A 25614-nucleotide genomic window follows, 5' to 3' on the forward strand; every position below is an offset into this window, starting at 1 on the left:
GGCGTGCGCCATCTGCCAGGTGCGCGGCGACGCCTCCCGGCGGCTTCGTCGCGCCCGCTGTGGCACACCGCTACCGCTAGTGCGGGCGCAACGCGCGACAACGGGCGCGGTGATGCCAGACACGCGCTTCGGGCGAGCTAGCCCGGGCAGTTCAGCTAGCTCAGGCAGTTCGGGCCGAGCAGGCTCTTGAGCTCGCCGAAGAGATCGGCGCTGACCTTCACCTTGTAGGGCAACTCAAACACCCTGGCTGTCTGTCCCTTGACCAGCTTGAGCCGCACCTCTGCTCCGCCTGGGTGTGCGGACAGCGTCTGGCTGAGCGACCTGATCGTCCCGGTGGTCGCCCGTTGCTCGAGCACGGTGATCGACAGTGTGCCGGCATCCGATTCCTGACCGAGCTCCGGCGCGAACACGCTGTATGCGTGCAGGTTCATGCCATCGTCACGCATGCTGACGCGCCCACGCACCACAACGACGGAGTCATTGACGAGATCGGGCGCGAACTCGACATACGCCTTGCCCATGAACATCGCCGTGATCTCGCCGCCGAAGTCCTCAACCTGGATCATGCCGTACTGGTTGCCCGATTTCTTGGCCACCCTGTGCTGCACGCTCGTGATCAGGCCTGCGACGGTGACGGTATCGCCATCCTGGGTCTGCTCAGAGGCCAGCAGGTCTGCGATGCCGGTGCTGGCGTGCTTGGCCAGCGGAATCTCCAGGCCGGCCAACGGGTGGTCAGAGACGTAGAGGCCGAGCATGTCGCGCTCGAAGGCGAGCTTCTCCTTCTTCGACCACTCCGGTCGTTCAGGCACCTGGTCTGTTGACTGCGGATCGTCGAAGAGGCTGTCGAAGTCGAAGCCGATGTTGCCGTGCGCCTCATCGCGCTTGATCTTCACCGCGGATTCGACGGCGCCTTCGTGAATTTCGACCATCGCCCGCCTGGTTGACCCCAGCGAGTCGAATGCCCCGGCCTTGACCAGCGATTCGACGGTGCGCTTGTTGGTCACCTGGAGCGGCACCTTGCGCAGGAAGTCGTGGAACGACTCGAACCTGCCCTTCTCCCTGCGTGCCTCACGGATCGCGTCCACCACGTTGAAGCCGACGTTCCGAACAGCGCCAAGGCCGAAGCGGATGTCGGTGCCGACGGCGGCAAAGTAGCCAATGGATTCGTTGACGTCTGGGGCAAGCACCTGGATACCCATGCGGCGACACTCGTTGAGGTACAGCGCGAGCTTGTCGCGGGAGTCACCGACGCTGGTCAGCAGTGCCGCCATGAACTCGGCCGGATAGTGAGCCTTGAGGTACGCGGTCCAGTAGGAGAGCACACCGTACGCGGCGGAGTGCGCCTTGTTGAATGCGTAGTCGGAGAACGGCAGCAGGATGTCCCAGATCGTCTTGATCGCGGCATCCGAATAGCCGTTGGCCTTCATGCCGCCTGAGAAGCCTTCGAACTGCTTGTCGAGTTCTGACTTCTTCTTCTTGCCCATGGCGCGTCGCAGCAGGTCGGCCTGGCCGAGCGAGAAGCCTGCCAGCTTCTGCGCGATCGACATGACCTGCTCCTGGTACACGATCAGGCCGTAGGTACCACCGATGATGTCCTTCAGGGGCTCTTCGAGCTCTGCGTGGATCGGAACGATCTCCTGCAGACCGGTCTTTCGCAGCGCGTAGTTGGTGTGCGAGTTCGCACCCATGGGGCCCGGTCGGTAGAGCGCGATGACGGCCGAGATGTCTTCGAAGTTGTCGGGCTTCATCGAGCGCAGCAGCGCACGCATCGGCCCGCCGTCGAGCTGGAACACGCCCAGGGTGTCGCCCCTGGCCAGCAACTCGTAGGCCAGGGTGTCGTCAAGGTCGAGGTCTTCGAGCACCGGCCGGTGGCCGCGGTTGACCTCGATGTTGTCGAGTGCGTCGTCGATGATCGTGAGGTTTCGAAGCCCCAGGAAGTCCATCTTGATCAGGCCGAGCGACTCACAGGCCGGGTAGTCGAACTGGGTGACGATCTGGCCGTCGGCCTCACGCTTCATGATCGGGATGATGTCAATGAGCGGATCGCTCGACATGATCACGCCTGCAGCGTGCACACCCCACTGGCGCTTGAGGTTTTCGATCCCGAGGGCGGTATCGAAAACGGTCCTGGCTTCTGGGTCGCTTTCGATCACCGCGCGGAAGTCGACGGCTTCCCGGTAGCGCGGGTGGTCTTTGTCGAACATCCCGGTGAGGGGAACGTCCTTGCCCATGATGGCTGGCGGCATCGCCTTGGTGAGCTTGTCGCCCATGCCGAACGGGAAGCCAAGCACTCGCGAGGAGTCCTTCAGCGCCTGCTTCGCCTTGATGGTTCCGTAGGTCACGATCTGGGCAACCCGCTCGTCGCCGTATTTCTCGGTGACGTAGCGGATGACCTCGCCGCGCCGGCGCTCGTCGAAGTCGATGTCGAAGTCGGGCATGGAGACGCGGTCTGGGTTGAGGAAGCGCTCGAAGATCAGTCCGTGAACCAGTGGGTCGAGGCCGGTGATGCCCATGGCGTATGCCGCCATGGAGCCGGCGCCTGAACCGCGGCCAGGGCCTACCCTGATTCCCTGCTGCTTCGACCACGCGATGAAGTCGGCAACCACCAGGAAGTAGCCGGGGAAGCCCATCTGGGTGATGACGCCGACCTCGTAGTCGGCTTGCTTCCTGACGTCGTCAGGGATGCCGTTCGGGTAGCGCATGTGGAGGCCGACTTCGACCTCTTTGATGAACCAGCTCTCCTCGTTCTCCCCTTCTGGCGTTGGGAAGCGCGGCATGTAGTTTGCCTTGGTGTTGAACTCGACTTCACACCGCTCTGCGATGAGCAGCGTGTTGTCACAGGCCTCTGGGTTGTCCCTGAAGATGTGCCGCATCTGGGCGGCCGTCTTCAGGTAGAACTCGTCTGAGTCGAACTTGAACCGGTTGGGGTCGTCGAGCGTCGACGCAGACTGCACGCACAGCAGGGCAGCGTGAGCCGTCGCATCGTGGGCGTGCGTGTAGTGCAGGTCATTGGTGGCGACGAGCGGGAGGTTCAGCTCCTTTGCCAGGCGCAGCAGGTCGCTCATGGTGCGGCGTTCCACGTCGATGCCGTGGTCCATCACCTCGCAGAAGAAGTTCTCTGCGCCGAAGATGTCGCGGAACTCCCCTGCGGCCTTCTTGGCCTCCTCATACTGGCCAAGCCGTAGCCGCGTCTGGATCTCACCACCGGCACAGCCTGTTGTGCCGATCAAACCATTCGAGTACTCGCTGAGCAGCTCGCGGTCCATGCGTGGCTTGAAGTAGTAGCCCTCGAGGGACGCCCGTGACGACAACCGAAACAGGTTGTGCATGCCGGCGGTGTTTTCGGAGAGGAGCGTCATGTGCGTGTACGCACCGCTACCACCGACGTCGTCGCGGCTCTGGGTATTGGTTCCCCACTTCACCCGAGTCTTGTCGCTGCGGTGGGTGCCAGGCGTGATGTACGCCTCTGTGCCGATGATCGGCTTGATCCCGGCCTCTGTCGCTGTGCGCCAGAAGTCGAAGGCACCGAAGACGTTGCCGTGGTCGGTGACCGCGACGGCTGGCATACCCTGCTCGATGGCGGCCGCGATGAGCGGCTTTACCCGCGCAGCACCGTCAAGCATTGAGTACTCGCTGTGCACGTGGAGGTGAACGAACGAATCACTCTGAGAGGACAAAACTGCTCCGAAATACTGTTGGTCGTGCTGGGGGGGGTGAATCTCTAGCCTAAGCTTCGTTCCTCAGAACAGAGAGCGCATGGGCGAGATCCGGGGCGTATTCAGAATTGAATGTCACCCACTCCCCAGACTCCGGGTGCGCGAACGAGAGCTGCTTGGCGTGCAGCCACTGGCGAGTGAGGCCGAGCCGTGCGGAGATGCTGGGGTCTGCGCCATACATGGCATCGCCAACGCACGGGTGTCGCTGGGCGGCCATGTGCACGCGAATCTGGTGCGTTCGCCCTGTTTCCAGGTGCACCTCGAGGAGCGACGCGAACGGAAATGCTTCGAGCGTCTCGTAGTGGGTGACGGCATGCTTGCCGTCGGCCGTGACGGCGAACCGCCAGTCAAGGCGCGGGTGCCGACCGACGGGTGCGTCGATGGTGCCGGCGAGCGGGTCAGGGTGCCCCTGAACCACGGTGTGGTAGATCTTCTCGACCTCACGGTCGTGGAACGCACGCTTCAGTGCCGTGTACGCCGCTTCAGACTTGGCAACCACCATGAGGCCGCTGGTTCCGGCGTCGAGGCGATGCACGACGCCAGCGCGTTCCGCAGCCCCAGAGGTGGAGATTCGGTACCCGGCGGCGGCCAGGGCCCCGACAACGGTCGGGCCTGTCCAGCCAACGCTCGGGTGAGCGGCGACACCGGCAGGCTTGTTCACCACAACCATGCTGTCGTCGTCGTAGACGATGGTGAGGTCTGGCACAGCGATGGGCACGATGGCCACAGCTTCCTTGGGCTGCCAGGTCACTTCCAGCCATCCGCCGGCTTTCAGCTTGTCTGACTTGTCGACAACGACACCGTCGAGCGTCACGCCACCGGCTTCGATCACATCGGCAGCAAAGTTGCGGGAGAACCCCAGGAGTTTCGCCAGCCCCGCGTCGACGCGGACGCCGGCGAGACCATCTGGCAGGGGTAAAGAACGAGATTCCATAGTGATTAAGACGTCGGTTCGCTGTCGCGGCTGGTGCTGCCATGGTTGGTGGCATCACTCGCACTGGTGTTCTCCGGCGTCGAAGCCGGCTTGTCGCTGATCTTGTTTCCGTCGAGACCGATGCCGCGAATGGTGAGGATCATGAACAAGATCATGCTCGCCACGATGCACATGTCGGCGACGTTGTAGATAGCCGGGATCAGCCACGGCGTTGAGATGAAGTCGATGACGTGTCCGAGGCCGAAGCTGGGCTCACGGAGCAGACGGTCAGTCAGGTTGCCAAGGACACCGGCAAGCAGGAGCCCGAAGACAACGGCCCACGCGATGGACTTGATGCGCCTGGCGAACCACACGATGAAAACAACGACGCAGGCAGCAAGGATCGAGAAGATCCAGGTCATGCCGCTCGCAAGTGAAAAAGCAGCGCCCGGGTTCCGAACGAAGTGCAATTGGAGCACATCGTTCAGAACCCGGACAACGTCGCCCTCGTTCATCGAGCTGACGACGAGGAACTTGGTGAATTGATCGAGCGCGTAACCGCCTAGCGCGACACTGGCCAGAACGATGAGCGCACGAGCGCTGACCTTCGCTCTGGAACTACGCGCCAAAGCCCTGGAAGCTGGGCTTCGGTGCGTTGGAGTCGCTGCCTACGCCGGCGCCAACCGGTGAAGCGGTGTCGAGCTCGCGGAGCTGGCCTTCGATGTAGCTCTTGAGCTTCAAGCGGTACTCGCGCTCGAACGTGCGCAGCTCATCGATCTTCTTTTCAAGCGTTGCACGCTCTGCGTCGAGGGCGTGGATCTGTGCGCGCTGCTTGGCTTCTGCCTCAGCGACGACACGGGCTGCCGTGGCGTGACCCTCTGCAATGAGAGCGTCGCGCTTCTCAGCGCCTTCCTTGACGTGTTCCTCGTGCAGGCGGCGAGCCAGCTGCAGCAGGTTGGTCGTGCCAGCGGTCTCGTCTGCGCTTTCGGCGACGGGAACAGCAGCGGGAACCGGAACAGCAACCGGCGCCGGAGCGGCAGCAGCGACGGGCTCCGGAACGACAGCAGCCTTCGGGGCTTCGGCTGCCTGCTTGGCAGGAGCGTTGCCGCCCGCGGCCAGCTGAGCCTTCAGCTCCTCATTTTCCTGCGTGAGACGACGCAGCTCAACAACGACCTCATCGAGGAAGTCATCTACCTCGTCCTGGTCATACCCCTCGCGGAACTTTGTTGACTGGAACCGCTTGTTGACTACATCTTCCGGAGTTAGCGCCATGGCTTTCCACCCTTAGAACTTGAGTTGCGAACAAAAACTTACGTCTACTAACGCTAGCAAGGCTGCGTGAGAACTAACTGCACCGTGTGGCACTGTTACCGCTCAAGAATACATGCCATGCGGATGCCACATGGTTGGTGCGTCCTAAAAAAGCCCCGTGAGCGACATGGCCACGATGCAGCACAGCATGGTCAGGCTCCATCCGAAATCGAATGCTACCGGCCCTAAACGTAGCGGCGGAAGCAAACGGCGGAAGAACTTCACCGGAGGATCCGTCAGGGTGTACACCGTTGACGCCGCAACAAGGCCGGCGCCCCGCGGGCGCCAGCTCCGGTTGACAGTTCTCACGAGGTCGAGAATAAATCTCGCCCACAGCACGAAGAAATACAGCAGCAGGGCGAAATAGAGAATGTTCGCGACGAGATGAACGAGGTTCACGCTGTTATCAGGACTGCGCAAAGAACGACGCGTCAGCGTCGGCTTCACCGTCGGCGTTTTCGCCGGAGACAACGACGTGCGACGGCGACAGCAGGAAGACCTTGGCCGTGACGCGTTCGATCTTGCCGAACAGGCCCTGCGAGAGGCCGCTGGCAAAGTCGATGAGACGGCGTGCGTCTGCATCGCTCATCTGCGACAGGTTGATGATGACGGGGATGCCGTCGCGGAAGGATTCTGCGATCACCTGGGCGTCGCGGTACTGACGCGGGTGGACCGTGAGGATTTCGTTCATATCTGACGCTGCCACATTCTTGGGCGTGTTGGTCTTGCGAAGCGGGGTAACGGGTGCGCTACCGGTGGTGCGAACCGGGGCGGCTGCAGCATGCGACTGCGCCTGCTGGTGAGGTGCCTGCTGGTGAGGAACGGCAGAAACGGGAGCGACACTCGCGGGCGCCTCGTACTCCAGCTCTTCATCCGCCAGACCAAGGTAGACCATGGTTTTCTTGAGCGGGTTAGACATTTCGACCTCCGTGTTCGTGAAGCTTCTCAGTTGAGATTAACCGTGTTCCGGTCTATTACCGGTGATTGCTGTGCCAATTCGAAGGTGTGTCGCCCCTTCGACGATTGCGTCTTCGAAATCGTGGGACATTCCCATCGAGAGTGACTGGGCTGCTGGGGAGAGCGAACGCACGCGTTCGCCCAATTCTCGTACATGCGCGAAGGCACGTCGCGGTTCTTCTCCGAGGGGAGCGACGGCCATGAGGCCGAGGAGACGAAGGCCATCTGAGGCGAGCACCGCCTCGACCAGCGACTCCAGGTTGTGCTCACTCACGCCACCCCTGGCCGGGTCATCCGTCAGGTTCACCTGCACAAAACAGTCGACACTGGATTCCGTCGACGACAGCGCGTGCACGAGCGAGAGCCGATCAACCGAGTGGATGACGTTGGCATACGCACGCACCTGCCTCGCCTTCTTGCCCTGCACCTGGCCAACGAAATGCCACCGCAAGCCAAGCGGCTGCAGTTCAGCCGCCTTGGCGCTGGCCTCCTGGTGCCGGTTCTCCCCCACGTCGGTGACGCCGAGGGCCGCCAGGTCAGCGATGAGGCTCGCCGGGTGGAACTTGGTCACCACGATGGTCGTGATGTCGGACGCGTCCCGGCCTGACGCCTGGGCAGCGGTAGCAACGCGTGCGCGCACGCTGTCGAGCCGCTCGGCCAGGCCGGAAGCGTTCACATCCATCACGGTCTATTTCAGGAAGTCGGGGATGTCCAGGTCGTCTGAATCGTCCTCGAAGGCCGGGTCGGTCGCGATGACGTCGCCGGCTGCAGAATCGGCCTGCTGCCAGGCAACGGACTCGGTGGCTGCCGGAGCCGCGTATGCGGTGTCCGCAGCAACTGAGCTGATGGCGTGTGCGCCACCGGCAGCGACGCCTGCGGCGACCAGCTCGGCCTGCTTGGCCTCGCCGGTCTTGCCCGGTTCGCCGCCGTCAAAGCCGGCAGCGATGACGGTGACGCGCACCTCGTCGCCCAGGGTGTCGTCGATGACGGCACCGAAGATGATGTTGGCTTCGGGGTGAACGGCTTCCTGCACGAGGCGGGCAGCGTCGTTGATCTCGAAGATGCCGAGGTTTGAACCACCCTGGATCGAGAGGAGCACGCCGTGCGCACCGTCGATGGATGCTTCGAGCAGCGGTGAAGCCACAGCGAGTTCTGCAGCCTTGATGGCACGGTCTGCCCCGCGGGACGAACCGATACCCATGAGCGCGGAACCCGCACCCTGCATGACCGACTTGACGTCGGCGAAGTCGAGGTTGATGAGGCCAGGAGTGGTGATGAGGTCTGTGATGCCCTGGACACCGGCGAGCAGTACCTGGTCAGCCGTCGAGAATGCCTCGAGCATGCTGATGCCGCGGTCGCTGATTTCCAGCAGGCGATCGTTGGGAACGACGATGAGGGTGTCAACCTCGTTCTTCAGGGTTGCGACACCGGTTTCGGCCTGGGCCTGACGGCGCTTGCCCTCGAAGCCGAACGGCTTTGTGACGACACCGATGGTGAGTGCGCCGATGGACTTTGCGATCCGTGCGACGACAGGTGCTCCACCCGTACCGGTTCCGCCACCCTCTCCTGCGGTGACGAAGACCATGTCAGCACCCGCGAGTGCTTCTTCGATCTCTTCGGCGTGATCCTCAGCGGCACGACGGCCGACCTCTGGGTCTGCGCCGGCGCCGAGGCCACGCGTGAGTTCACGACCGACGTCAAGTTTGACGTCGGCGTCGCTCATGAGCAGGGCCTGGGCATCGGTGTTGATTGCGATGAACTCGACTCCGCGCAGACCGAGTTCGATCATGCGATTGACAGCGTTGACACCACCGCCGCCGATACCGACGACCTTGATGACGGCTAGGTAATTCTGATTTGTTGACACGTCTGGCCTCCGGTGGAACCCTAAACCTCTAGTCGAAGCTTAAAGTTATGCTGAGTATGCAATTCCTGAATCTGAAGTTATGCCGGGCGCGCGCCCGTTTGGGGAGGCGCGCCCGCGTGTCGCGAAGAACCGTCGCAGATTCCTTTTCACGGCCCTGAACCGCATCCAACGAGCGGCTGCGCGACACCATGCAGGGCCGATTTCGGCCCCATCCGCTACCGAAGAACGGCGCTGTCGGGTGAGGAAACGTCGTATTCCGCCACGCTTCCGACCGGATGGCTGACCATCAATGCGCCCAGCACCTGGCTCTTGAACTCCGAGCGCTCCGCGTTGCCCCACACCACGCGCGCCCCCCCGGCCAGGCCGAGGGTCACGTCATCTGCCGTTGCGGCCGAAACCGTGTCGAGCTGGCTGTGAATCGACTCCGGAAGTGCGGAAATCACGGCGGCGGCAGCACGGAACCCGTGACTGTTGATGCCGCCCTCCGCCACGATGACCGGATACCCAGCCGGCCGCTCAGCGCTCGACTGGATGACGACACCCGCGGCGTCGATCACGTCGAAGCCTGCTGCTGTCGTGACAAGTCCAACAGGCTCGCGCTCCACGATGCGCACGACGATGGTGTTCGGTGGTCGGCTCTCGGTGACGAAGCTGCGAATCAACGGGAATGTGGCGAGTTCGGTCTTCACCTTGCCAAAGTCGATCAGGGGCAGCGGCGTTCCCAACTGGTCACCGAGGGCGCTCTGGATGTCAGCCGCCGGAATGCGGTTCGTCCCCGTGACCTCGATCGTGCGGAGTGCCATGAGCGGTGAGTACGCGCCGACGATGACGAACGCGATAAGGCTCATGGAGATGCCGAGTGCGATCCAGATCGACCGGCGTCGCTTCCTGGCGCGCCAGGTGAACCGGCGCACTTCTTCACGTTCATAACGCTTGCGGGCCCGCTTGGCGGCCCACAGCCGCTTCCGTGCCTGCCACGCCGTGAGAGTCGCCGGAGCCTTCTTCTCTGTGCTGGCGGCCTTCTCTGTGCTGGCGGCCTTTTCTGTGCTGGCGGCCTTTTCTGTGCTGGCCGTCTTCTTTGTGCTGGCGGCCCGCTCAGCACCCGCGCGCCCCGTAACCCGTGCGGCGCCCACAATGGCGTCATGCGCAGGCGTGAGGCGCGTGATGGGCGTTACCGGTGAGACGTGGGGCTTCGTCGGCTTGCTCGCCAACGGAAGCGATGCCGGCGTCGTCGACGGGATGACCGTGATCGGCTCTGTCACAGAGTCGGGGTCGCTCGGCAGTGCGCTCTGCACTGCGCCCGCCGCTTGCCCACCGGGGGTGTTGCGTGACCCGAGCAACGGCTTCCTGGCGCGCGAAGCCCGTGCCTCCCGCGCCGATGGCTGGGTGGGCTCTGGCTCAGCTACAGTGGCCGGCCGCGTGAATCCGTCAGGCCGCTTCATGACCGCCGACGCGTCATCCGCGCACCGTGCCAAGGGACTCGAGAAGCTGGGGAACGATGCGGTAGACGTCGCCGCAGCCGAGGGTGACAACGAAGTCGCCCTCCTGGGCGATGGACGCCAGGTAGTCTGCCGCGTCCTGCCAGTCCGGAATGAATGCGACATGGCTGGGGTCGGCGAACTTGTCTGCGACGATGGCGCCGGTCACCCCTGGTACCGGGTCTTCCCGAGCACCGTACACGTCGAGGACGATGGTCTGGTCGGCATGGCTCTCCAGGATGTCCGCGAATTCCTGGGCGAAGAGTTGCGTACGGCTGTAGAGGTGCGGCTGGTGCACGGCAATGATTCGGCCGTTGCCGACGACGGTGCGGGCGGCAGCCAAAGCCGCAGCAACCTCTGTGGGGTGGTGCGCGTAGTCGTCGTACACGCTGACGCCGCCGACCGTGCCGTGCAGTTCGAAGCGCCGCTGTGTGCCGCCGAAGGCCGAGATCGCCTCAAGCGAAGCCGCAGGCTCGAACCCGAGGGCGACGAGCACCGCAAAGGCACCTGCGGCGTTGATGGCGTTGTGCAGGCCGGGGATGCGGAGCGTTGCCTGGTAGTCGTTGCCCTCCCAGCGCACGCTGAACTGAACTGGCCCATCCGTCACAACGGAGTGCACGCGCACATCTGCGGTCTCTGCCAGGCCGAACGTGATGATGCGCTTGGCCGTTGATCCCTGCGTTGGATCGGTTGTGAGCTTGGACGTGACGCGCACTGCGCCAGGGTCGTCTGAGGAGACGACCACGAATTCACTGGCGTTCTGGGCGAACTCAACGAACGCCGCCTCGAAGGCCTCCAGCGAACCGTAGTGGTCGAGGTGGTCAGGATCGACGTTGGTGATGAGTGCGATTGCCGTCGAGTAGAGCAGGAACGAACCGTCGGATTCATCCGCTTCAACGACGAAGATGTCGTCGGTGCCCGCGGCCGAGCTCACTCCGAGTGACTCGATGACGCCACCGTTGACGAAGCTCGGGTCCTGGCCGAGACCGAGCAGGCCTGTCACGACCATGCCCGTTGAGGTGGTCTTGCCGTGTGCGCCTGCAACGGCAACCAGACGCTGGTCCCTGATCAGCCAGGCCAGTGCCTGCGCACGGTGCAGCACCGGAAGGCCACGTTCCAATGCGAGCACGTATTCAGGGTTGTCCTGCCAGAGGGCGCCGGTGACCACGAGGCTGTCTGCGTCGCCGACGTTGGCTGCGTCGTGGCCGATGCTGACGCGCGCTCCAAGCGCACGCAGGGCCTCGATGTTGGCTGACTCGCGCACATCGGAACCGGTGACCGTGAAACCGCGACTGAGGAAGAGTCTCGCGATGCCGCTCATGCCTGACCCGCCGATGCCGACGAAGTGCACGGCACCCAGGTCGTCGGGAATGATGAGGTTCGGGTCTGGCTTGATCACGGTCTTGATGCTCTTCTCGGTCTGGCTCGAAAATCAGGGTGGTGAAAATCAGGAGTGCAGCGAATCCACGGGATTCGTGCTGGAATCCACGTTACGCGCCGTTGGCTGCGAAGTCTGGATTTGGTGGCGCGTGCTGGACTTTGAGGCTGGCCTCACAGGGCGCTGTGAATCAGTCTCTGCATGCGCAATGCGCCGTCCCGCACTCCGACGGCTCCGGCAGCGGCACCCATCGTCGTCACCCGATCGGTGTCGTTCAGCAGCGGGATGAGCTCTGCGGTCACCCACTCTGGCAGGAACGCAGCGTCGTCAACGAGGATGCCCCCGCCGGCGACAACTACTCCAGCTGCGTTGAAGCGTTGCTCGCCGTTACCCACTGGATACGGAATGTAGACGGCCGGCTTGCCGAGTGCTGCAAGTTCACACACCGTCGCTGAACCAGCCCGCGAGACGACGAAATCGGCGCCGGCCAGCGCGAGGTCCATTCGATCGCAGTACGAGATCATGCGGTAGTGCTGCATCTGCGGGTCGGTGACCTCTGACGACTCCCCCGTGATGTGCAGCACCTGCCAACCGGCGGCGACGAGTGCTGACGCCGACTGGACCATGGTGGCATTCAGCCGGCGGGCGCCGAGCGAGCCGCCCGTCACGAGCAGGGTCGGCCTGGCAGCGTCGAGGTCGAAGAAGGCCTGGGCGACGGGCCTGGCGGCATCCTGGTCGAGGTTCTCGATCTCCGCCCGCAACGGCATCCCGACGAAGGTCGCGTGCGGCAGCGGTGTTCCTTCGAAGGCGACGCCGACATGGCTGGTATACCGCGCGCCCAGTTTGTTGGCCAGGCCGGGTTTCGCGTTGGCCTCGTGGATGACGATCGGGACTTTCGCCTGTCGAGCGGCCAGGTACGCGGGCGTCGACACGTAGCCGCCGAACCCGACGACGACATCGATGTGCTTCGACGTGATCATCTCGGCGACATCAGACACCGTGCGCTTCAGCCTCGGCCAGAACGTGAGCGCGCTCTTGTTCGGGCGGCGGGGAAACGGCAGCTTGGGAATGACGAGCAGTTCGTAGCCGCGCGCTGGCACGAGCCTGGACTCCAGGCCTTCGGCCGTTCCAAGCACGTAGATGGTGGCATCCGCTTCAGTCGCAGAGATCTTGTCAGCGACGGCGAGAAGCGGATTGACGTGGCCGGCAGTTCCGCCGCCCGCCAGGAGATACGTGGTCATCGAGCTTCACCTTCTCGCTCTGTCCCCCTGGTGAACGACAACACGATGCCGATTGCCACGAGGGTCGTGAGCAGTGCGGTGCCGCCGGCCGAGATCAGCGGCAGCGGCACTCCGAGTACGGGCAGGATTTCCAGGACGACTCCAATGTTCACGAGCGCTTGCCCGATGATCCACACCATGACGGCAGCGGTGGACACCCGCACCTGCATGGTGGTGGCTGACCGCATGATCCGCACGAAGGCGATGGCCATCATGATGAACATGAACAGCACGACGATGGCGCCGATCAGTCCCAGTTCTTCGCCGATGATGGCAAAAATGTAGTCGTTGTCCGCTGCGGGCAACCAGGACCACTTGGCCTTGGAGTTTCCAAGCCCCACGCCGAACACGCCGCCGTTGGCCAGCGCCCAGGTGCCGTGCAGTGGCTGCCAGCACGCTGCAGAGATCGTGCCGGTGACGTTCTCGCATCCCTCGCCGAAGAAGCTCATGATGCGCGTCAGCCGGTTCGAGCTCGCCAACGCGATGATGCCGGCGCCCACAGCGCCGATGGCCAGCGGTATGGCGAGCAGCCGCAGCCTGATGCCTGCGAAGAACAGGGCGCCGAACAGGATGCCGGCCATGATGATGACAGTTCCGAGGTCGCCGCCGATCATGACGAGCATCACCGCGCCACCGCCGACCCCGAATACCGGGATGAAGATGTGACGCCAGTCGTCGAAGTGGTTCTTCTTCTGCTCCAGGATGACGCCCAGCCAGATCACGAGGGCGACCTTGATCATCTCAGAGGGCTGGAACTGGATGCCCCCGATAGTGAGCCAGTTCGTGTTTCCTGCGACAGTGACGCCGAGCGGGGTGAAAACGACGAGGCACTGGAAGAAGCTGGCCACCATCAGGGCCGGCCATGCAATGCGTCGCCAGAATTTCAGCGGCAAGCGGCTGACGAGCAGCATGAGTGGCACGCCGATGATGGCGAACATTCCTTGCCGAAACAGCCCGCCGAAGAATCCCTCGTTCTCGAGGTACGAATCGACAGACGATGACGACAAGACCATCACCAGGCCGAAGATAACCAGGAACAGCGTGGTGCCGAGCAGCAGGAAGTAGTTGGCCGACTCGGCCTTGAACACCTTGCCGAGATTGATGCGGGCGGCCAGGCCGCCAGCGCCAGGAGAAGCTGCCGTGTCGCGTGCGTTCACCACGTTGGCCTAGGCGTTCGGGCGTGAGGCGGTGTCATCGCCATCCGCCTCACCTCCTAAGAACTCGTGCACTGCTGCCTGGAATTTGTTGCCACGCTCTTCGTAGCTTGCGAACTGGTCCATCGATGCCGCTGCAGGAGCAAGCAAAACCACGTCGCCGGCCTCAGCCAGCCCCGCAGCATGTCTCACCGCGTCCGGCATCACCTGCCCAGTGTCATCCGCATCGATCTCGATGACTCGGAGTTCCGGCGCGTGTCGTGCGAATGCGTCGCGCAACTCGTCCCGATCGACCCCGATGATGACAACGCCGCGCAGCCGCGGCACATGGCGCTTGACGAGTGCGTCAATGTCGACGCCCTTCAGCAGGCCGCCAACGAGCCAGACGACGGAGTTGTACGCCGTGAGCGAGGCATCCGCTGCATGCGGGTTCGTCGCCTTTGAGTCATCAATCCAGCGGATGTCGCCGGCAGATGCCACCAGCTCGATGCGGTGTGGATCGAGCCGGAATCCGGCCAGTGCCACCCTGATCAGGTCTGAGGGCACGCCGAAAGAGCGGGCAAGCGCGCTGGCGGCCAGGATGTTGGAGACGACGTGTGGTGCATCGAGCCCGAGGAGGGCAAGCTCGTCGATCGTGATCAGTTCGAGCGCGCGGTCGAAGCGTTCCTCGAGGAACGCCCTGTCGACGAGGATGCCGTCGACGATACCGAAGTCACTGGGGCCTGGAACGCCGAGGTCGAAGCCGATCGCTCGGGCGCCTTCCTGCACGTCGGCGTCGCGAACCATCATCTCCGTTGCGCCGTCTGCCTTGTTGTAGACGCAGGCGACCCTGGTGTTCTCGTACACGGTGGCTTTGGCTTCGCCGTATGCCTCATACGAACCGTGCCAGTCGATGTGATCGTCGGCGAGGTTCAGGCAGACACTCGAGAACGGCACCAGCGAGCCGACGCCGGTCCTCTTGACGTGGTGCAGCTGGTAGCTGGAGAGTTCGACCACCAGGACGTCCCAGCCCTGTGGGTCGCGGATGGCGTCGAGGACGGGGATACCGATGTTTCCGCAGGGCGCGACCCGGTGGCCGGCTGCGGCGAGCATGGCTGCCGTCAGCTCAACGGTGGTGGTCTTTCCGTTGGTTCCCGTCACCAGGATCCACTCTGCGGGCTCCCCCACCTTGTCGCGGAGCCGCCAGGCGAGTTCGATGTCGCCCCAGACGGGTACGCCTGCCGCTTCGGCCCACTCCAGCACAACATGGTCGGGGTGGAAGCCTGGCGAGGCGATGATGACGTCCGGCCGGTGCTCGATGAGTTCGACTGGGGGCTCGGCGAGGTCAGCCTGCACGAGGCGCGCGCCGATCACGTCGAGGAGCCGTGCGCGCTCATCAGGTGCCGTGGAGGCAACGACGAGCACGTCGGCGCCGAGCTCAGCGAGGGTGTCAGCTGCCGCAAATCCGGTCACGCCGAGACCGAGGATGCCGACACGAAGGCCAGACCAGTCAGAGTGCCAGCTGGTCAGTGTATCGAGACGGTTCATGGAGTTCGTGACAGCCATTCCAGGTAGAAAGTTCCAACGCCGGCGGCGACCAGCAGGCCGCCGATGATCCAGAAGCGCACGACAACCGTGACTTCGGCCCAGCCCTTCAGTTCGAAGTGGTGATGGATAGGACTCATCAGGAAGATCCGCTTGCCATGTGTCACCTTGAAGTAGGCGCGCTGCACAATCACGGAGCCGGCTTCGATCACGAACAGGCCGCCGACAAGAACCAGCAGCAGTTCGGTGTGGCTCAGGATCGCCAGGGCGGCCAACGCTCCACCGATGCCGAGGGACCCGGTGTCACCGAGGAAGATCTTGGCTGGTGAGGTGTTCCACCAGAGGAATCCGATGAGTCCACCGACGATGGCTGCTGCGACGATCGCCAGGTCGAGCGGGTCACGCACCTCGTACGACCGGTACAGGTCAACGATGTCTGAGCCGCCGAAGCGTGCCTGGTTGGACTGCCAGAACCCAATGATGATGAACGAGCCGATGCCGAGGATGGAGGCGCCCGTTGCGAGGCCGTCGAGGCCGTCCGTGACGTTCACGCTGTTCGATGTCGCCGTCACGATGATGCAGATCCAGACAATGAACAGGATGGTTCCGAGGATCGTGCCGAGCGACATGAAGTCGATGGGCAGGTCACGCAAGAAGGAGATCTGCGTCGATGCCGGTGTCTGCCCGTACTTGTTCGGGAACTGGATGGACAGCCAGGCGAAAACGCCGGCGACGATCACCTGCCCGCCAATCTTCGACCAGCCCCCGAGGCCAAGGCTTCGCTGGTTGCGGGTCTTCAGGAAATCATCGACGAAGCCGACGAGGCCGAGGCCCACCATCATGAACAGCACCAGGAGCGGTGACGCAGGGATATGCTCCCCCGTCACCCACATCGCGGTGAAGTAGCTGATGAGCGTGCCGAGGATGATGATGATTCCACCCATGGTCGCTGTTCCACGCTTGGCGTGGTGACTCTTCGGGCCGTCGTCGCGAATGAACTGGCCCCACCCCAGCTTCTTGAACAGCTTGATGAACAGCGGGGTCAGAAAGAGAGTGAACGCCAGCGACATGGCTCCGGCAAGCAATAGGGCTCTCACGAGAACAATTCTCCCAGTCGATCGCCCAGAAAGCGCAGTCCTGCGGAATTCGAGGATTTAACGAGCACGATGTCGCCCGGCTTCACTGTCTTCTCCAGAAGTTCGAAGGCCTCGTCCGCTGTGTCGACATACGCCGATTCACCGTCCCATGAGCCTTCATTGATGGTGCTGATGTGCATGCGGCGTGCGGCCTTGCCCACAACAACAAGCTGCGAGATGTTCAGCCGTACTGCCTGCAACCCGATCCTGTCATGTTCTTCGCCAGAGAGCTCACCGAGTTCGCTCATTTCTCCGAGGACGGCGATGGTGCGCTGGCCAGGCTCGGCGATCTGGGCGAGGGTCTTCAGCGCTGCCGTCATGGAATCGGGGCTGGCGTTGTATGCATCGTTGATGACCGTCACGCCATCGCGCCCGCCCATCACCTGCATCCGCCAGCGTTCTGCCATGTGCACGGATTCGAGCGCTGACACGATATCGGCCAGCGACACGCCCAGTACCTCGCAGGCAGCCGCAGCGGCAAGCGCATTCATGACGTGGTGTTCGCCGAGCACGCGGAAGGCGACAGGGCTGCTCTCACCGTTCGACAGGTGCAGCGTGAATCGGGTGCCGCGCGCACTGACGTCGACATCGCTTGCCCACACGTCGGCATCGTGACCGAGGCCGAACCAGACAACACCGGCTGACGTGTGCGCTGCCATTCCGGCGACGCGCGAGTCATCGGCGTTCAGGATCGCGACGTCTGTGGGCAGAAGGTCGGTGACCATTTCCGTCTTGGCGCGCACGGTGGACTCAATGCCACCGAATTCGCCGGCGTGGGCAAGCCCGACCTTCAGGACAATGCCGACGTTCGGCCTGGCCATGTGCACGAGCCTGGCGATCTCGCCAATTCCGCTCGCACCCATCTCTGCGACCAGGAATCGGGTGTCTTCTGTCAGCTCAAGCATGGTCAGCGGAGCGCCGACCTCGTTGTTGAACGAGGCGCGCGCAGCAACGGTCGGACCGACGCGCTCCAGTACGGCCCTGATCAGGTTCTTGGTCGTCGTCTTGCCGTTGGACCCGGTCACGCCGACGATCTTCAGCCGGCCGAGCGCACGCACGCGCGCAACGACCTCTGTGGCGAGGTCGCCCAGAGCCACAACGGCGTCCGGAACCACGATCTGGGCGACGGGCATGTCGAGCACGCGCTCTACGATCAGCAGCGCAGCATTCTGTTCAACCGCGGCGGGCGCGAAGAGATGTCCGTCGGTGAATTCACCTGGCTTGGCGACGAAGATGTCGCCTGCCCTGACGTCGCGTGAGTCGGTGTGCACGGCACCGCTCACGACCGAGTCGGCGGTGAGGGGCCCCGCACCCACGTGGAGGGTGCCGTTCATCGCAGTTGCGATCTCGGCCAGTGTCATGGCGATCATTTACAACCACCCTGCTTCGCGAAGCGCCTGTCGGGCGTCTTCCCGTGCCGAGTATGGAATCTTCACTCCGGCTGCCTCGTGGTAGTCCTCGTGGCCTGGCCCGGCGTACAGGACGACGTCGTTCTCCCCCGCGAGCGACAACGCCTTGCGGAACGCTGCCTTCGGATTGGGGACTTCATAGAGCTCACCGTCTGGCACTGCGGCCCGTGCGGCGTCGAGCAGCGTGGCCCGGATGGCGGCAGGGTCTTCAAAGCGGGGGTGGAAATCGGTGATGACCACTGCGTCTGCGCCGCGCGCAGCGATGGCTCCCATGTCGGCCCGCTTCGTGGTGTCGCGATCGCCGTCGGCACCGAACACCATAATGATGCGGCCGTCGGAGATGGCCCTGATGGCGTTCAGGGTGTTCAGGAAGGCATCTGGGCTGTGTCCGTAGTCGATGAAGACCAGCGGCCCGTTCTCGCCAGAGATGCGCTCTGCCCTGCCGGGGATGAAGACATCGATGCCACCGTCGCGGTTCAGGGTGTGTGCAATCGCGTCGAGGTCGTACCCCGATTCGACGAGCATCACGATAGCCAGCGCTGCGTTGGCCGCCATGTACCAGCCCAGCAGGGGGACGCGGGTCTCCAACCGACGATTGCCAGGACCCTCAAGGGCGAATGACGTGTAGTACGCGCTCTCGCTGAGCACCGTCATCTTCCAGTCTGCATCGACATCCGCTGTGGTGGTCAGGGTCGTGACCGGGATACGGCACTCGTCAACGAGGCGCCTGCCCCATTCTGAGTCGACGGTGATGACGCCACGCTTTGAGCGATCCGGCTGGAAGAGTTCGAGCTTCGCTTGGAAGTAGTCGTTCAACGTGTCGTAGTCGTCGAGGTGGTCGTGGCTGAGGTTCGTGAACCCGGAGACGTCGAAAACCATGCCGTCGACGCGGTGCCGTGAGATTGCCTGGGCGGAGACCTCAACGGCAACAGCACGCACCTCAGCTTCGCGCATGCGAGCCAGGAGCGCGTGCATTTCGCTGGCTTCTGGCGTCGTGAGCGAGCTGGTCACCGCGAGGTCACCGATGCGGCGTTCAGCGGTGGACGTGAGGCCGGAGACAACGCCAAGCTGGTTCAGGATCGCGCACAGGATGTATACAACGCTGGTCTTGCCGTTGGTTCCTGTGACCGCGAAGAGGGTGGCCTGGTTCTCGTCTGTGCGATAGATCCAGGCCGCGACGGCGCCGAGTGCCGCACGGGCATCTGGCGTCACCAGAATCGGCAGGCCGCTTTCTGCAGCGAGGGTGGCGCCGGCTTCATCCGTGAGGATCGCAACAGCACCCGCCTCTGCCGCTTGGGTCGCGTAGGACGCGCCGTGGCTGTTACGGCCAGGCACTCCCACGTAGACGTCTCCTGGCTGAACCGTGCGTGAGCTGAGGCTCACCCCGGTTACTTCCAGAGAATCGATATCGCCGCGGAGTTCGAGCTCAAATTCATCCACCAGACCCGACAAGGATCGGGGAACAGGATGCTGAGGTCGAAGAGCCGAGGGCACCAAATCGGACACAGGCTCGCTTTCTTACCAGTTGGCGGGGAGATCAGGCGCGGGTTCGCCCGAGGGAACCGCCCGGTACTTCTTCAAAACCTGGCTCATAACCTTTTGGAAGATCGGAGCCGAGGCTGCAGATGAATTCATTTTAACAGGATCTGCCAGACTCACCGAAACGACGTACTGTGCGTCGTCTGCCGGCGCGAAGCCGGAGACCGAAACCAGGTACCCCTTCGAGTACCCGCCATTGCCGTCTGGCATCTGGGCTGTACCGGTCTTGGCGGCCACCCGGTAGCCGGGAATGTTCCACACATTTTTCAGCCACGCGTTTGAGTAGACCATCTCAAGCATGTCAGACGTTGACCTCGCTGCAGCGGCCGACACCACCTGCGTGCCTGTGGCATCCGGCACTTCTGTCATCGTTCCATCCAACTGCGTGCAGCCAGAGATCAGCTGCACGGGCATCCTGACGCCGTTGTTCGCGATCGCCTGGTAGACGCTCGACATCTGGATCGCCGTCGTGGTGAGGCCCTGTCCGAACATCGTGGCGTAGTCGGTCTGGTTGTCCCAGTTCTCGCCGTCCCAGTCGTGCAGGATGCCGCTGTCCTCAGAGGGGAAGCCGACCTCAGATTCGGTGCCGATGCCGAACTTGGTCATGTAGTTGTAGCGCTGCTCTGCGCTCAGCTTCTCGCCGATCTTCGACATGCCGGTGTTGGAGGATTCGATCAGCACACCGGTCAGGGTGAGGTTCAGATCGCCATGCATGGCGCTGTCGTTGATGTCAGCGCCGTTGGACGGGATGTAGCGGTACGGCGCCATCACCTGCGTGCTTGGGTCTGCGACACCGGCATCGATAGCGGATGCCGCCGTCAGCGCCTTGAACGTCGAGCCAGGTTCGAAGGACGCGGAGAACGCCTGCGACCCACGGTACGCGGGGTCGGCTGTGCCATCAACGTTGTTCGGGTCGACGGACGGATAGTCGGCAACGGCGAGCAATTTGCCTGTCTTGGCCTCCTGCACAACGACGGTTCCCCACTTGGCACCGGTCGCAACGGCCTGCTCGGCCAGGGTCTGCTGCACGAAGTACTGCAGGTCGGAGTCGATGGTCATCACGATGCTGCCACCGTCGACTGCTTGCTTGGTCGTGACGCTGCTGCCGGGGATCCGCACCCCGTCCGCGCCGCGCTCATAGGTTTCTTCGCCGTTGATGCTGGCCAGGCAGCTGTCTTCGCCCAGTTCAAGGCCGGCCTGCGCTTCGCCTTCGCTAGAGACGAATCCGACCAGGTTCCCGCCTACTGCTCCAACGGGATAGACCCGGCTCGGGCTCTTTTCAAAGTACAGCCAGGGAATGTTGAGGTCGTCGAGCGCCCGATAGGCGTCGACATCGATGTTCTTGATGAGCGTTGCGTAGTCAGACTTCGGGTTGTCGGCCAGAGCCTCAGAGATGATCGCGAGGATCTGTTCAGGGGCCTGGCCGGTGACCGCACCAATCTCCGCGGCGATCTCGGCGAGGCTTACCTTGATGTCTTCGGTCTTGCCTGTCTCGCCTGATTTCACAGAGCGCTCGATCGGCTTGGCGTTCTTCGGTGACGCAACGACGTTGTACCGCATCACGGTTCCCGCCAGGACAACACCCTTGGCATCAACGATGTCGCCGCGCGAACCGTAGATCACCTTCTCGATCGAACGATTGCCCACCGAATCAGCGGTGAGAGTGTCTGCGCGCACCACCTGGATGTCGACGAGCTTCACCACGAACACCGCGATGACGATGAATAGCGCAAGCACGGTCATCGTCAGGCGGCGCTTGTTCGATGTGGTCATCTTCGAGCCGTTGCTGGCCACCGATACGTCCTCACTTGCGCCTCTTCACCTGGGCGATCTGTCTGTCTGGTTGGCGTTCTGGCTATCTGGTCGACGGGGCAGGGAGTCCGTTTGCCACGGCGCCCTGAACGGGTGTTACGCCAGAAGCTACAGCGTCACCGCCCGCAGAGCCTGCGGCCACGCCGTTCCCCGGCGCTGCCGCAGCTGCGGCATCCGCTCCGAGTAATGGAGCGCCAATGAGGAGGGAGTTCGGTACCAGGCTCGTGTCACTCGCCGTCGCCGCTGCTGAAGCGGGTGCCCCAAGCACCGCGCCATCGGACAGGCGCAGGTAGACCGGATTGGAGTTGGTGACCATTCCGAGTGCTTCGGCGTTGGTCGCGAGGCTTTGCGGGGAGGACACCCGCACGAGATTTTCGCTGATGCTCTCGGCCGTTCTGCCGAGCTCGACCTGCCTGGCCTGAAGGTTTGACATGTCGTACGCACCCTGCGAAATGCTGACGCTCAGCAGCAGCTGGGCGACAACGATGCCGCCGAGCGCGCCGAGCGCCGACAGTGCATAGACGATGCGGGGGCGTGCCTTGCGCTGGCTGCGGGTCGCAACGATCTCGATGTGCCGGCGCTCTGGAGCGACGCCCTCGATCTCTGGCACCGTTGCACTGCGCTTTCGCGCTGTGGCTCCGTCCACCATCGGGGCAGCTGTCTGCGGCTGCCAGGTGGGCCGCATCACTCTGGCGAGGTTGTCGCTCACTCGGCTCTCCGAACTCGTTCAGCAGCGCGCAACCGCACAGGGGTTGCCCTGGGGTTCTGCGCCTTCTCTTCTTCTGTCGCCAGTTCTGCACCGCGAATCAGCAATTTGAACAGCGGCTTGTGCTCCGGCAGTTCAACCGGCAACCCCGCTGGTGCACTCGACGTGGATGCCGCAGCGAACTGCTTCTTCACGATGCGGTCTTCGAGGGACTGGTAGGCCATGACGACGATGCGACCGCCGACGGTGACGGCTTCCATGGCCGCTGGGATCGCGCGCTCAAGGACAGCAAGCTCCTGGTTGACCTCGATGCGCAGCGCCTGGAAGACCCGCTTGGCCGGGTGACCTGCACGCTGGACGACAACGGGCGTGACGGCGGTGATGGCTTCGACGAGCTGCGCCGAACGCACGAATGGCTTCTCATCGCGGGTGTCAACGATCACCTTGGCGTAGCGCCCGGCGAGTTTCTCCTCGCCGTACTCCTGGAAGATGCGGCGAAGCTCCTGCTCGCTGTACTCGGCGAGGATGCGTTCCGCGGTGAGCTCAGACGTGTGATCCATGCGCATGTCGAGTGGCGCATCCTTCGAATAGGAGAAGCCGCGCTCCACCCGGTCGAGCTGCATGGATGAGACACCGAGGTCGAAGAGCACGCCGTCGACCTCGTCGATCCCGAGGGAGTTGAGCGCTTCTGTGATGCCGTCGTACACCGTGTGGACCAGGTGCACGCGGCCGCCGAACGGCGCGAGGCGCTCCTCAGCGATCGCGAGCGCTTCGAGGTCGCGATCGAGGCCGACCAGGGTGAGCTCGGGGAATCGCTGCAGGAATGCCTCGGCGTGGCCGGCCATTCCGAGCGTTGCATCAACGAGCACGGCGCCTGGCTTGCCGATCGCGGGTGCCAGCAGCTCGATGCATCGCTCGAGCATTACCGGGGTGTGGATTTCGTTTATGGCCATAGTTACCGGGAGGCCCTGGATCCTGATCCCCATCCATTCGACCTGCCACCGGGGAAGTGTGTCAGGGGTATGAACGGCTGGGAGTCAGGCACCAGGGATTAGAAGAGTCCCGGAATCACCTCCTCCGTCGTGTTCGCGAACGAAGTTTCCTGTTCGGTCAAATAGTTTTCCCAGGCTTCGCTGTCCCAGATCTCCACCCTGCTGCCGGCACCGATGACGGTGAGGTCGCGGCCGAGGCCTGCATAGGTGCGCAGGTTGGCCGGGATGGTGACTCTGTTCTGCTTGTCTGGCGTCTCTGCTGCCGCTCCGGACAGGAACACGCGCAGATAGTCACGAGCTTGCTTGCTGGTGACAGGGGCCTGGCGGATCTTGTCGTGAAGCGATTCGAACTCACGCGTGCTGAACACATAGATGCAGTGCTCTTGCCCACGGGTCATCACAACACCCGTTGCGAGCTCATCCCTGAATTTGGCTGGCAGGATGATGCGTCCTTTTTCGTCGAGCTTGGGGGCATAGGTCCCGAGGAACATTCATCACCCCTTTTCTTCCGGCCAAGGTCAGGTGTTGCTCCACTTTACTCCACAATCCACCACTGAACAATGAAATTGGATCATATTTGGCGAAATGATCAGGGAAATTCCTTGAAAACACGGGATAGACAGCGGTGGAGGGAAATGGAGCGGATAGGGACCACCCCGCCGCAATACGGAGCGAGAGTGGATGCCTGCGCGTCTAGGCCCGCGAGGAGAACCCGGTGGCGCAGGGCGAGGCGCAAGAGAAGGGCCCAGAGTGGGCCGGCCGGGCGCGCGAAAAAGGGCCGATCAGATGACCGGCCCTTGGTGTCCTTCAGCCGACAGGGTCGGCAGGTTGATTCGTTTAGTGACTACCGTCCTGGCGGTTGTCCCAGCGGTCGTTCAGGCGGTCCATGAAACCGGACTGCTTCTGACGGGACTGCGGCGCACCACCGGTTCCCTTGGACGACGAGTTCTTGGTAAAGCGTCGCATCGACTTCGACGGCGACAGTGCCACGAGCACGCCCGCAAACATCACGGCAAAGCCGATGATGCCGAGCCACAGGAGGTGCAGTGCAACTCCGGCGAGCAATCCACAGATCCCGGCGACAGCCAAAAGAATCCCCAACGCGATCGACCGGTAGTTGGGTCGAAGGCGCGTCGCACCGACCGTCGCCACAAAGTCAGCGTCATTGTGATAGAGGCTGCGCTCCATCTCATCAAGGAGTCGCTGCTCCTGTTCCGAAAGCGGCATCTCATTCCCTCCAGTTACGGGATCGAGCGGGTTGACTTCCAAGTCTAGTGCGCCCGCGTTGGCTAGGCTAGGCACGTGGCTGAAAGCAATCGTCTGGTCGATCTGGTTCAATCTCGCATCGACGAATTCCTAATTATCCGTGATCCAATTGTGGCCTCGATCAGCCCGGACTTACGTCCCTTGATCGACTACTCACGGCAGTTTCTCAGGGGTGGTAAGCGCTTCCGGGCGCAGTTCTGCTATTGGGGAGCGCAGAGTGTCTCCGGCGACGCTTCGCTCGCCGACACGGTGGGTGCCGACGGTGCTCTCTCGGCCAACCTGGCGGCGACTGTCTCTGCGGCAAGTTCGCTTGAGATGTTCCATGCGGCGGCACTCGTGCACGACGACATCATCGACAACTCAGACACCCGTCGCGGTTCGCCTGCCGCCCACAAACTCTTCGAGAGCCTGCACAGCCAGAGCAGATGGGCAGGCGACGCCGGAGACTTCGGTCGATCATCCGCGATCCTGCTCGGTGATCTCATGCTCGGCTGGAGCGACGAACTGCTCGACGAGGGCCTCTCGCAGGTACACGACCGCGCCGCGGCCCTCCGCACACGACGTGAGTTCAACCGGATGCGCACCGAGGTGACGGCTGGGCAGTACCTCGACATCCTCGAGGAGCGCGCCTGGCTCACCCAGCCCGAAGACGAGCTGCTCGACAGGGCGCTCAGGGTCATCGTCTTCAAATCGGCGAAGTACAGCATCCAGGCCCCGCTGGTGATCGGTGCGGCGCTGGCCGGAGGAACGGATGCCCAGCTCGACACGCTCCGCGCGTTCGGCCTGCCACTCGGCATTGCCTACCAGCTTCGCGACGACCTGCTCGGAGTCTTCGGCGACTCGGCCGTCACGGGGAAGCCCAGCGGCGACGACCTGCGCGAGGGCAAGCGCACCGTTCTCATCGCCCTGGCAAGGCAGGGGCTCTCCCCCGCCGACAAGGCAGACATGGACAGGCTGCTCGGCGATCCAGCGCTCAGCACGAGCCAGATCAGCATGCTGCAGGAGAGCATCCGCTCTAGTGGGGCGGTCGAGCTGGTCGAGGAGCGCATTGCAGCGCACGTCGAGGAAGCCATCGCAGCGCTTGCCAACTCGCCGCTTGCGGAGGCAGCGACCAACACGCTCATCGCACTGACCCAGACCGTCACGGCCCGTGTGAGCTAACCAGAACGGGCTGAA

22 protein-coding genes are annotated in these 25614 nt (G+C 63.2%); 1 reads left to right on the forward strand and 21 read right to left on the reverse strand.

What is annotated here, in order from left to right; all coding sequences use genetic code 11:
* Positions 1-155: 155 nt before the first annotated feature.
* The 21 genes from dnaE to AC25Z0_RS06620 all read right to left on the reverse strand — a co-directional run bounded on the left by dnaE (position 156) and on the right by AC25Z0_RS06620 (position 24399).
* Entirely contained in the window at positions 156-3677 is a 3522-nt protein-coding gene (gene dnaE / locus AC25Z0_RS06520; protein WP_488132656.1) for a DNA polymerase III subunit alpha, read from the reverse strand.
* A gap of 49 nt (positions 3678-3726) precedes the next feature.
* The gene (locus AC25Z0_RS06525) at positions 3727-4650 is read right to left on the reverse strand and encodes an RluA family pseudouridine synthase (protein WP_488132657.1); all 924 of its coding nucleotides are present in this window, start codon (positions 4648-4650) and stop codon (positions 3727-3729) included.
* 5 nt (positions 4651-4655) lie between these two features.
* Positions 4656-5258, reverse strand: coding sequence for a signal peptidase II (gene lspA / locus AC25Z0_RS06530; protein WP_488132658.1), 603 nt, complete (start codon positions 5256-5258; stop codon positions 4656-4658).
* Positions 5248-5901, reverse strand: a complete 654-nt coding sequence (locus tag AC25Z0_RS06535; protein WP_488119374.1) for a DivIVA domain-containing protein — start codon at positions 5899-5901, stop codon at positions 5248-5250. Before AC25Z0_RS06535 ends, lspA begins: the two co-directional genes overlap by 11 nt.
* A 144-nt stretch (positions 5902-6045) precedes the next feature.
* Entirely contained in the window at positions 6046-6339 is a 294-nt protein-coding gene (locus tag AC25Z0_RS06540; protein WP_488119375.1) for a YggT family protein, read from the reverse strand.
* 7 nt (positions 6340-6346) lie between these two features.
* Positions 6347-6859, reverse strand: a complete 513-nt coding sequence (locus AC25Z0_RS06545; RefSeq protein WP_488119376.1) for a cell division protein SepF — start codon at positions 6857-6859, stop codon at positions 6347-6349.
* A 36-nt stretch (positions 6860-6895) separates the two neighbouring features.
* A complete protein-coding gene (locus tag AC25Z0_RS06550; protein ID WP_488119377.1) occupies positions 6896-7579 on the reverse strand; it encodes a YggS family pyridoxal phosphate-dependent enzyme in 684 nt (227 codons plus the stop codon).
* A gap of 6 nt (positions 7580-7585) precedes the next feature.
* Positions 7586-8764, reverse strand: a complete 1179-nt coding sequence (gene ftsZ, locus AC25Z0_RS06555) for a cell division protein FtsZ (RefSeq protein WP_488132659.1) — start codon at positions 8762-8764, stop codon at positions 7586-7588.
* A 215-nt stretch (positions 8765-8979) separates the two neighbouring features.
* Positions 8980-10206 (reverse strand): cell division protein FtsQ/DivIB, encoded by a 1227-nt coding sequence (locus tag AC25Z0_RS06560; protein WP_488132660.1) that lies wholly within the window; start codon positions 10204-10206, stop codon positions 8980-8982.
* Positions 10207-10219: 13 nt separating this feature from the next.
* Complete coding sequence (gene murC, locus AC25Z0_RS06565; RefSeq protein ID WP_488119380.1) at positions 10220-11641, reverse strand: UDP-N-acetylmuramate--L-alanine ligase; 1422 nt, start codon at positions 11639-11641, stop codon at positions 10220-10222.
* A gap of 152 nt (positions 11642-11793) precedes the next feature.
* Complete coding sequence (locus AC25Z0_RS06570) at positions 11794-12861, reverse strand: UDP-N-acetylglucosamine--N-acetylmuramyl-(pentapeptide) pyrophosphoryl-undecaprenol N-acetylglucosamine transferase (protein ID WP_488119381.1); 1068 nt, start codon at positions 12859-12861, stop codon at positions 11794-11796.
* A complete protein-coding gene (ftsW, locus tag AC25Z0_RS06575) occupies positions 12858-14057 on the reverse strand; it encodes a putative lipid II flippase FtsW (RefSeq protein WP_488119382.1) in 1200 nt (399 codons plus the stop codon). Before ftsW ends, AC25Z0_RS06570 begins: the two co-directional genes overlap by 4 nt.
* A gap of 9 nt (positions 14058-14066) precedes the next feature.
* Positions 14067-15581: a UDP-N-acetylmuramoyl-L-alanine--D-glutamate ligase gene (gene murD, locus AC25Z0_RS06580; protein WP_488132661.1), complete on the reverse strand. Its 1515-nt coding sequence runs from the start codon at positions 15579-15581 to the stop codon at positions 14067-14069.
* The gene (mraY, locus tag AC25Z0_RS06585; protein ID WP_488119384.1) at positions 15578-16675 is read right to left on the reverse strand and encodes a phospho-N-acetylmuramoyl-pentapeptide-transferase; all 1098 of its coding nucleotides are present in this window, start codon (positions 16673-16675) and stop codon (positions 15578-15580) included. The genes murD and mraY overlap by 4 nt, the downstream gene beginning before the upstream one ends.
* Complete coding sequence (locus AC25Z0_RS06590; RefSeq protein WP_488132662.1) at positions 16672-18084, reverse strand: UDP-N-acetylmuramoyl-tripeptide--D-alanyl-D-alanine ligase; 1413 nt, start codon at positions 18082-18084, stop codon at positions 16672-16674. The genes mraY and AC25Z0_RS06590 overlap by 4 nt, the downstream gene beginning before the upstream one ends.
* On the reverse strand, positions 18085-19563 hold the full coding sequence (locus AC25Z0_RS06595; RefSeq protein WP_488119386.1) for a Mur ligase family protein: 1479 nt from the start codon (positions 19561-19563) through the stop codon (positions 18085-18087).
* Positions 19564-19641: 78 nt separating this feature from the next.
* Positions 19642-21435, reverse strand: a complete 1794-nt coding sequence (locus tag AC25Z0_RS06600) for a peptidoglycan D,D-transpeptidase FtsI family protein (RefSeq protein ID WP_488119387.1) — start codon at positions 21433-21435, stop codon at positions 19642-19644.
* An 82-nt stretch (positions 21436-21517) separates the two neighbouring features.
* Positions 21518-22183, reverse strand: coding sequence for a cell division protein FtsL (gene ftsL, locus AC25Z0_RS06605; protein WP_488119388.1), 666 nt, complete (start codon positions 22181-22183; stop codon positions 21518-21520).
* The gene (rsmH, locus tag AC25Z0_RS06610) at positions 22180-23133 is read right to left on the reverse strand and encodes a 16S rRNA (cytosine(1402)-N(4))-methyltransferase RsmH (RefSeq protein WP_488132663.1); all 954 of its coding nucleotides are present in this window, start codon (positions 23131-23133) and stop codon (positions 22180-22182) included. Before rsmH ends, ftsL begins: the two co-directional genes overlap by 4 nt.
* A 98-nt stretch (positions 23134-23231) precedes the next feature.
* On the reverse strand, positions 23232-23663 hold the full coding sequence (mraZ, locus tag AC25Z0_RS06615; RefSeq protein WP_488119390.1) for a division/cell wall cluster transcriptional repressor MraZ: 432 nt from the start codon (positions 23661-23663) through the stop codon (positions 23232-23234).
* 346 nt (positions 23664-24009) lie between these two features.
* The gene (locus tag AC25Z0_RS06620; RefSeq protein ID WP_488119391.1) at positions 24010-24399 is read right to left on the reverse strand and encodes a DUF3040 domain-containing protein; all 390 of its coding nucleotides are present in this window, start codon (positions 24397-24399) and stop codon (positions 24010-24012) included.
* Positions 24400-24474: 75 nt separating this feature from the next.
* Between AC25Z0_RS06620 and AC25Z0_RS06625 the strand changes: the two genes are divergently transcribed.
* Positions 24475-25599 carry a polyprenyl synthetase family protein gene (locus tag AC25Z0_RS06625; RefSeq protein ID WP_488132664.1) on the forward strand — a complete coding sequence of 375 codons (1125 nt, stop codon included), beginning with the start codon at positions 24475-24477 and terminating at the stop codon, positions 25597-25599.
* Positions 25600-25614 lie beyond the last annotated feature (15 nt).

Source organism: Leifsonia sp. Y862, assembly GCF_057669585.1.

Excerpts from the sequence above, each read along its gene's own strand:
- murD (WP_488132661.1), bottom strand. The coding sequence starts at position 15,581 with ATGAACCGTCTCGATACACTGACCAGCTGGCACTCTGACTGGTCTGGC.
- mraZ (WP_488119390.1), bottom strand. The coding sequence starts at position 23,663 with ATGTTCCTCGGGACCTATGCCCCCAAGCTCGACGAAAAAGGACGCATC.
- AC25Z0_RS06560 (WP_488132660.1), bottom strand. The coding sequence starts at position 10,206 with ATGAAGCGGCCTGACGGATTCACGCGGCCGGCCACTGTAGCTGAGCCA.
- AC25Z0_RS06620 (WP_488119391.1), bottom strand. The coding sequence starts at position 24,399 with ATGCCGCTTTCGGAACAGGAGCAGCGACTCCTTGATGAGATGGAGCGC.
- AC25Z0_RS06590 (WP_488132662.1), bottom strand. The coding sequence starts at position 18,084 with ATGATCGCCATGACACTGGCCGAGATCGCAACTGCGATGAACGGCACC.
- AC25Z0_RS06545 (WP_488119376.1), bottom strand. The coding sequence starts at position 6,859 with ATGTCTAACCCGCTCAAGAAAACCATGGTCTACCTTGGTCTGGCGGAT.
- rsmH (WP_488132663.1), bottom strand. The coding sequence starts at position 23,133 with ATGGCCATAAACGAAATCCACACCCCGGTAATGCTCGAGCGATGCATC.
- AC25Z0_RS06550 (WP_488119377.1), bottom strand. The coding sequence starts at position 7,579 with ATGGATGTGAACGCTTCCGGCCTGGCCGAGCGGCTCGACAGCGTGCGC.
- AC25Z0_RS06525 (WP_488132657.1), bottom strand. The coding sequence starts at position 4,650 with ATGGAATCTCGTTCTTTACCCCTGCCAGATGGTCTCGCCGGCGTCCGC.
- AC25Z0_RS06600 (WP_488119387.1), bottom strand. The coding sequence starts at position 21,435 with ATGACCACATCGAACAAGCGCCGCCTGACGATGACCGTGCTTGCGCTA.
- AC25Z0_RS06570 (WP_488119381.1), bottom strand. The coding sequence starts at position 12,861 with ATGACCACGTATCTCCTGGCGGGCGGCGGAACTGCCGGCCACGTCAAT.
- AC25Z0_RS06535 (WP_488119374.1), bottom strand. The coding sequence starts at position 5,901 with ATGGCGCTAACTCCGGAAGATGTAGTCAACAAGCGGTTCCAGTCAACA.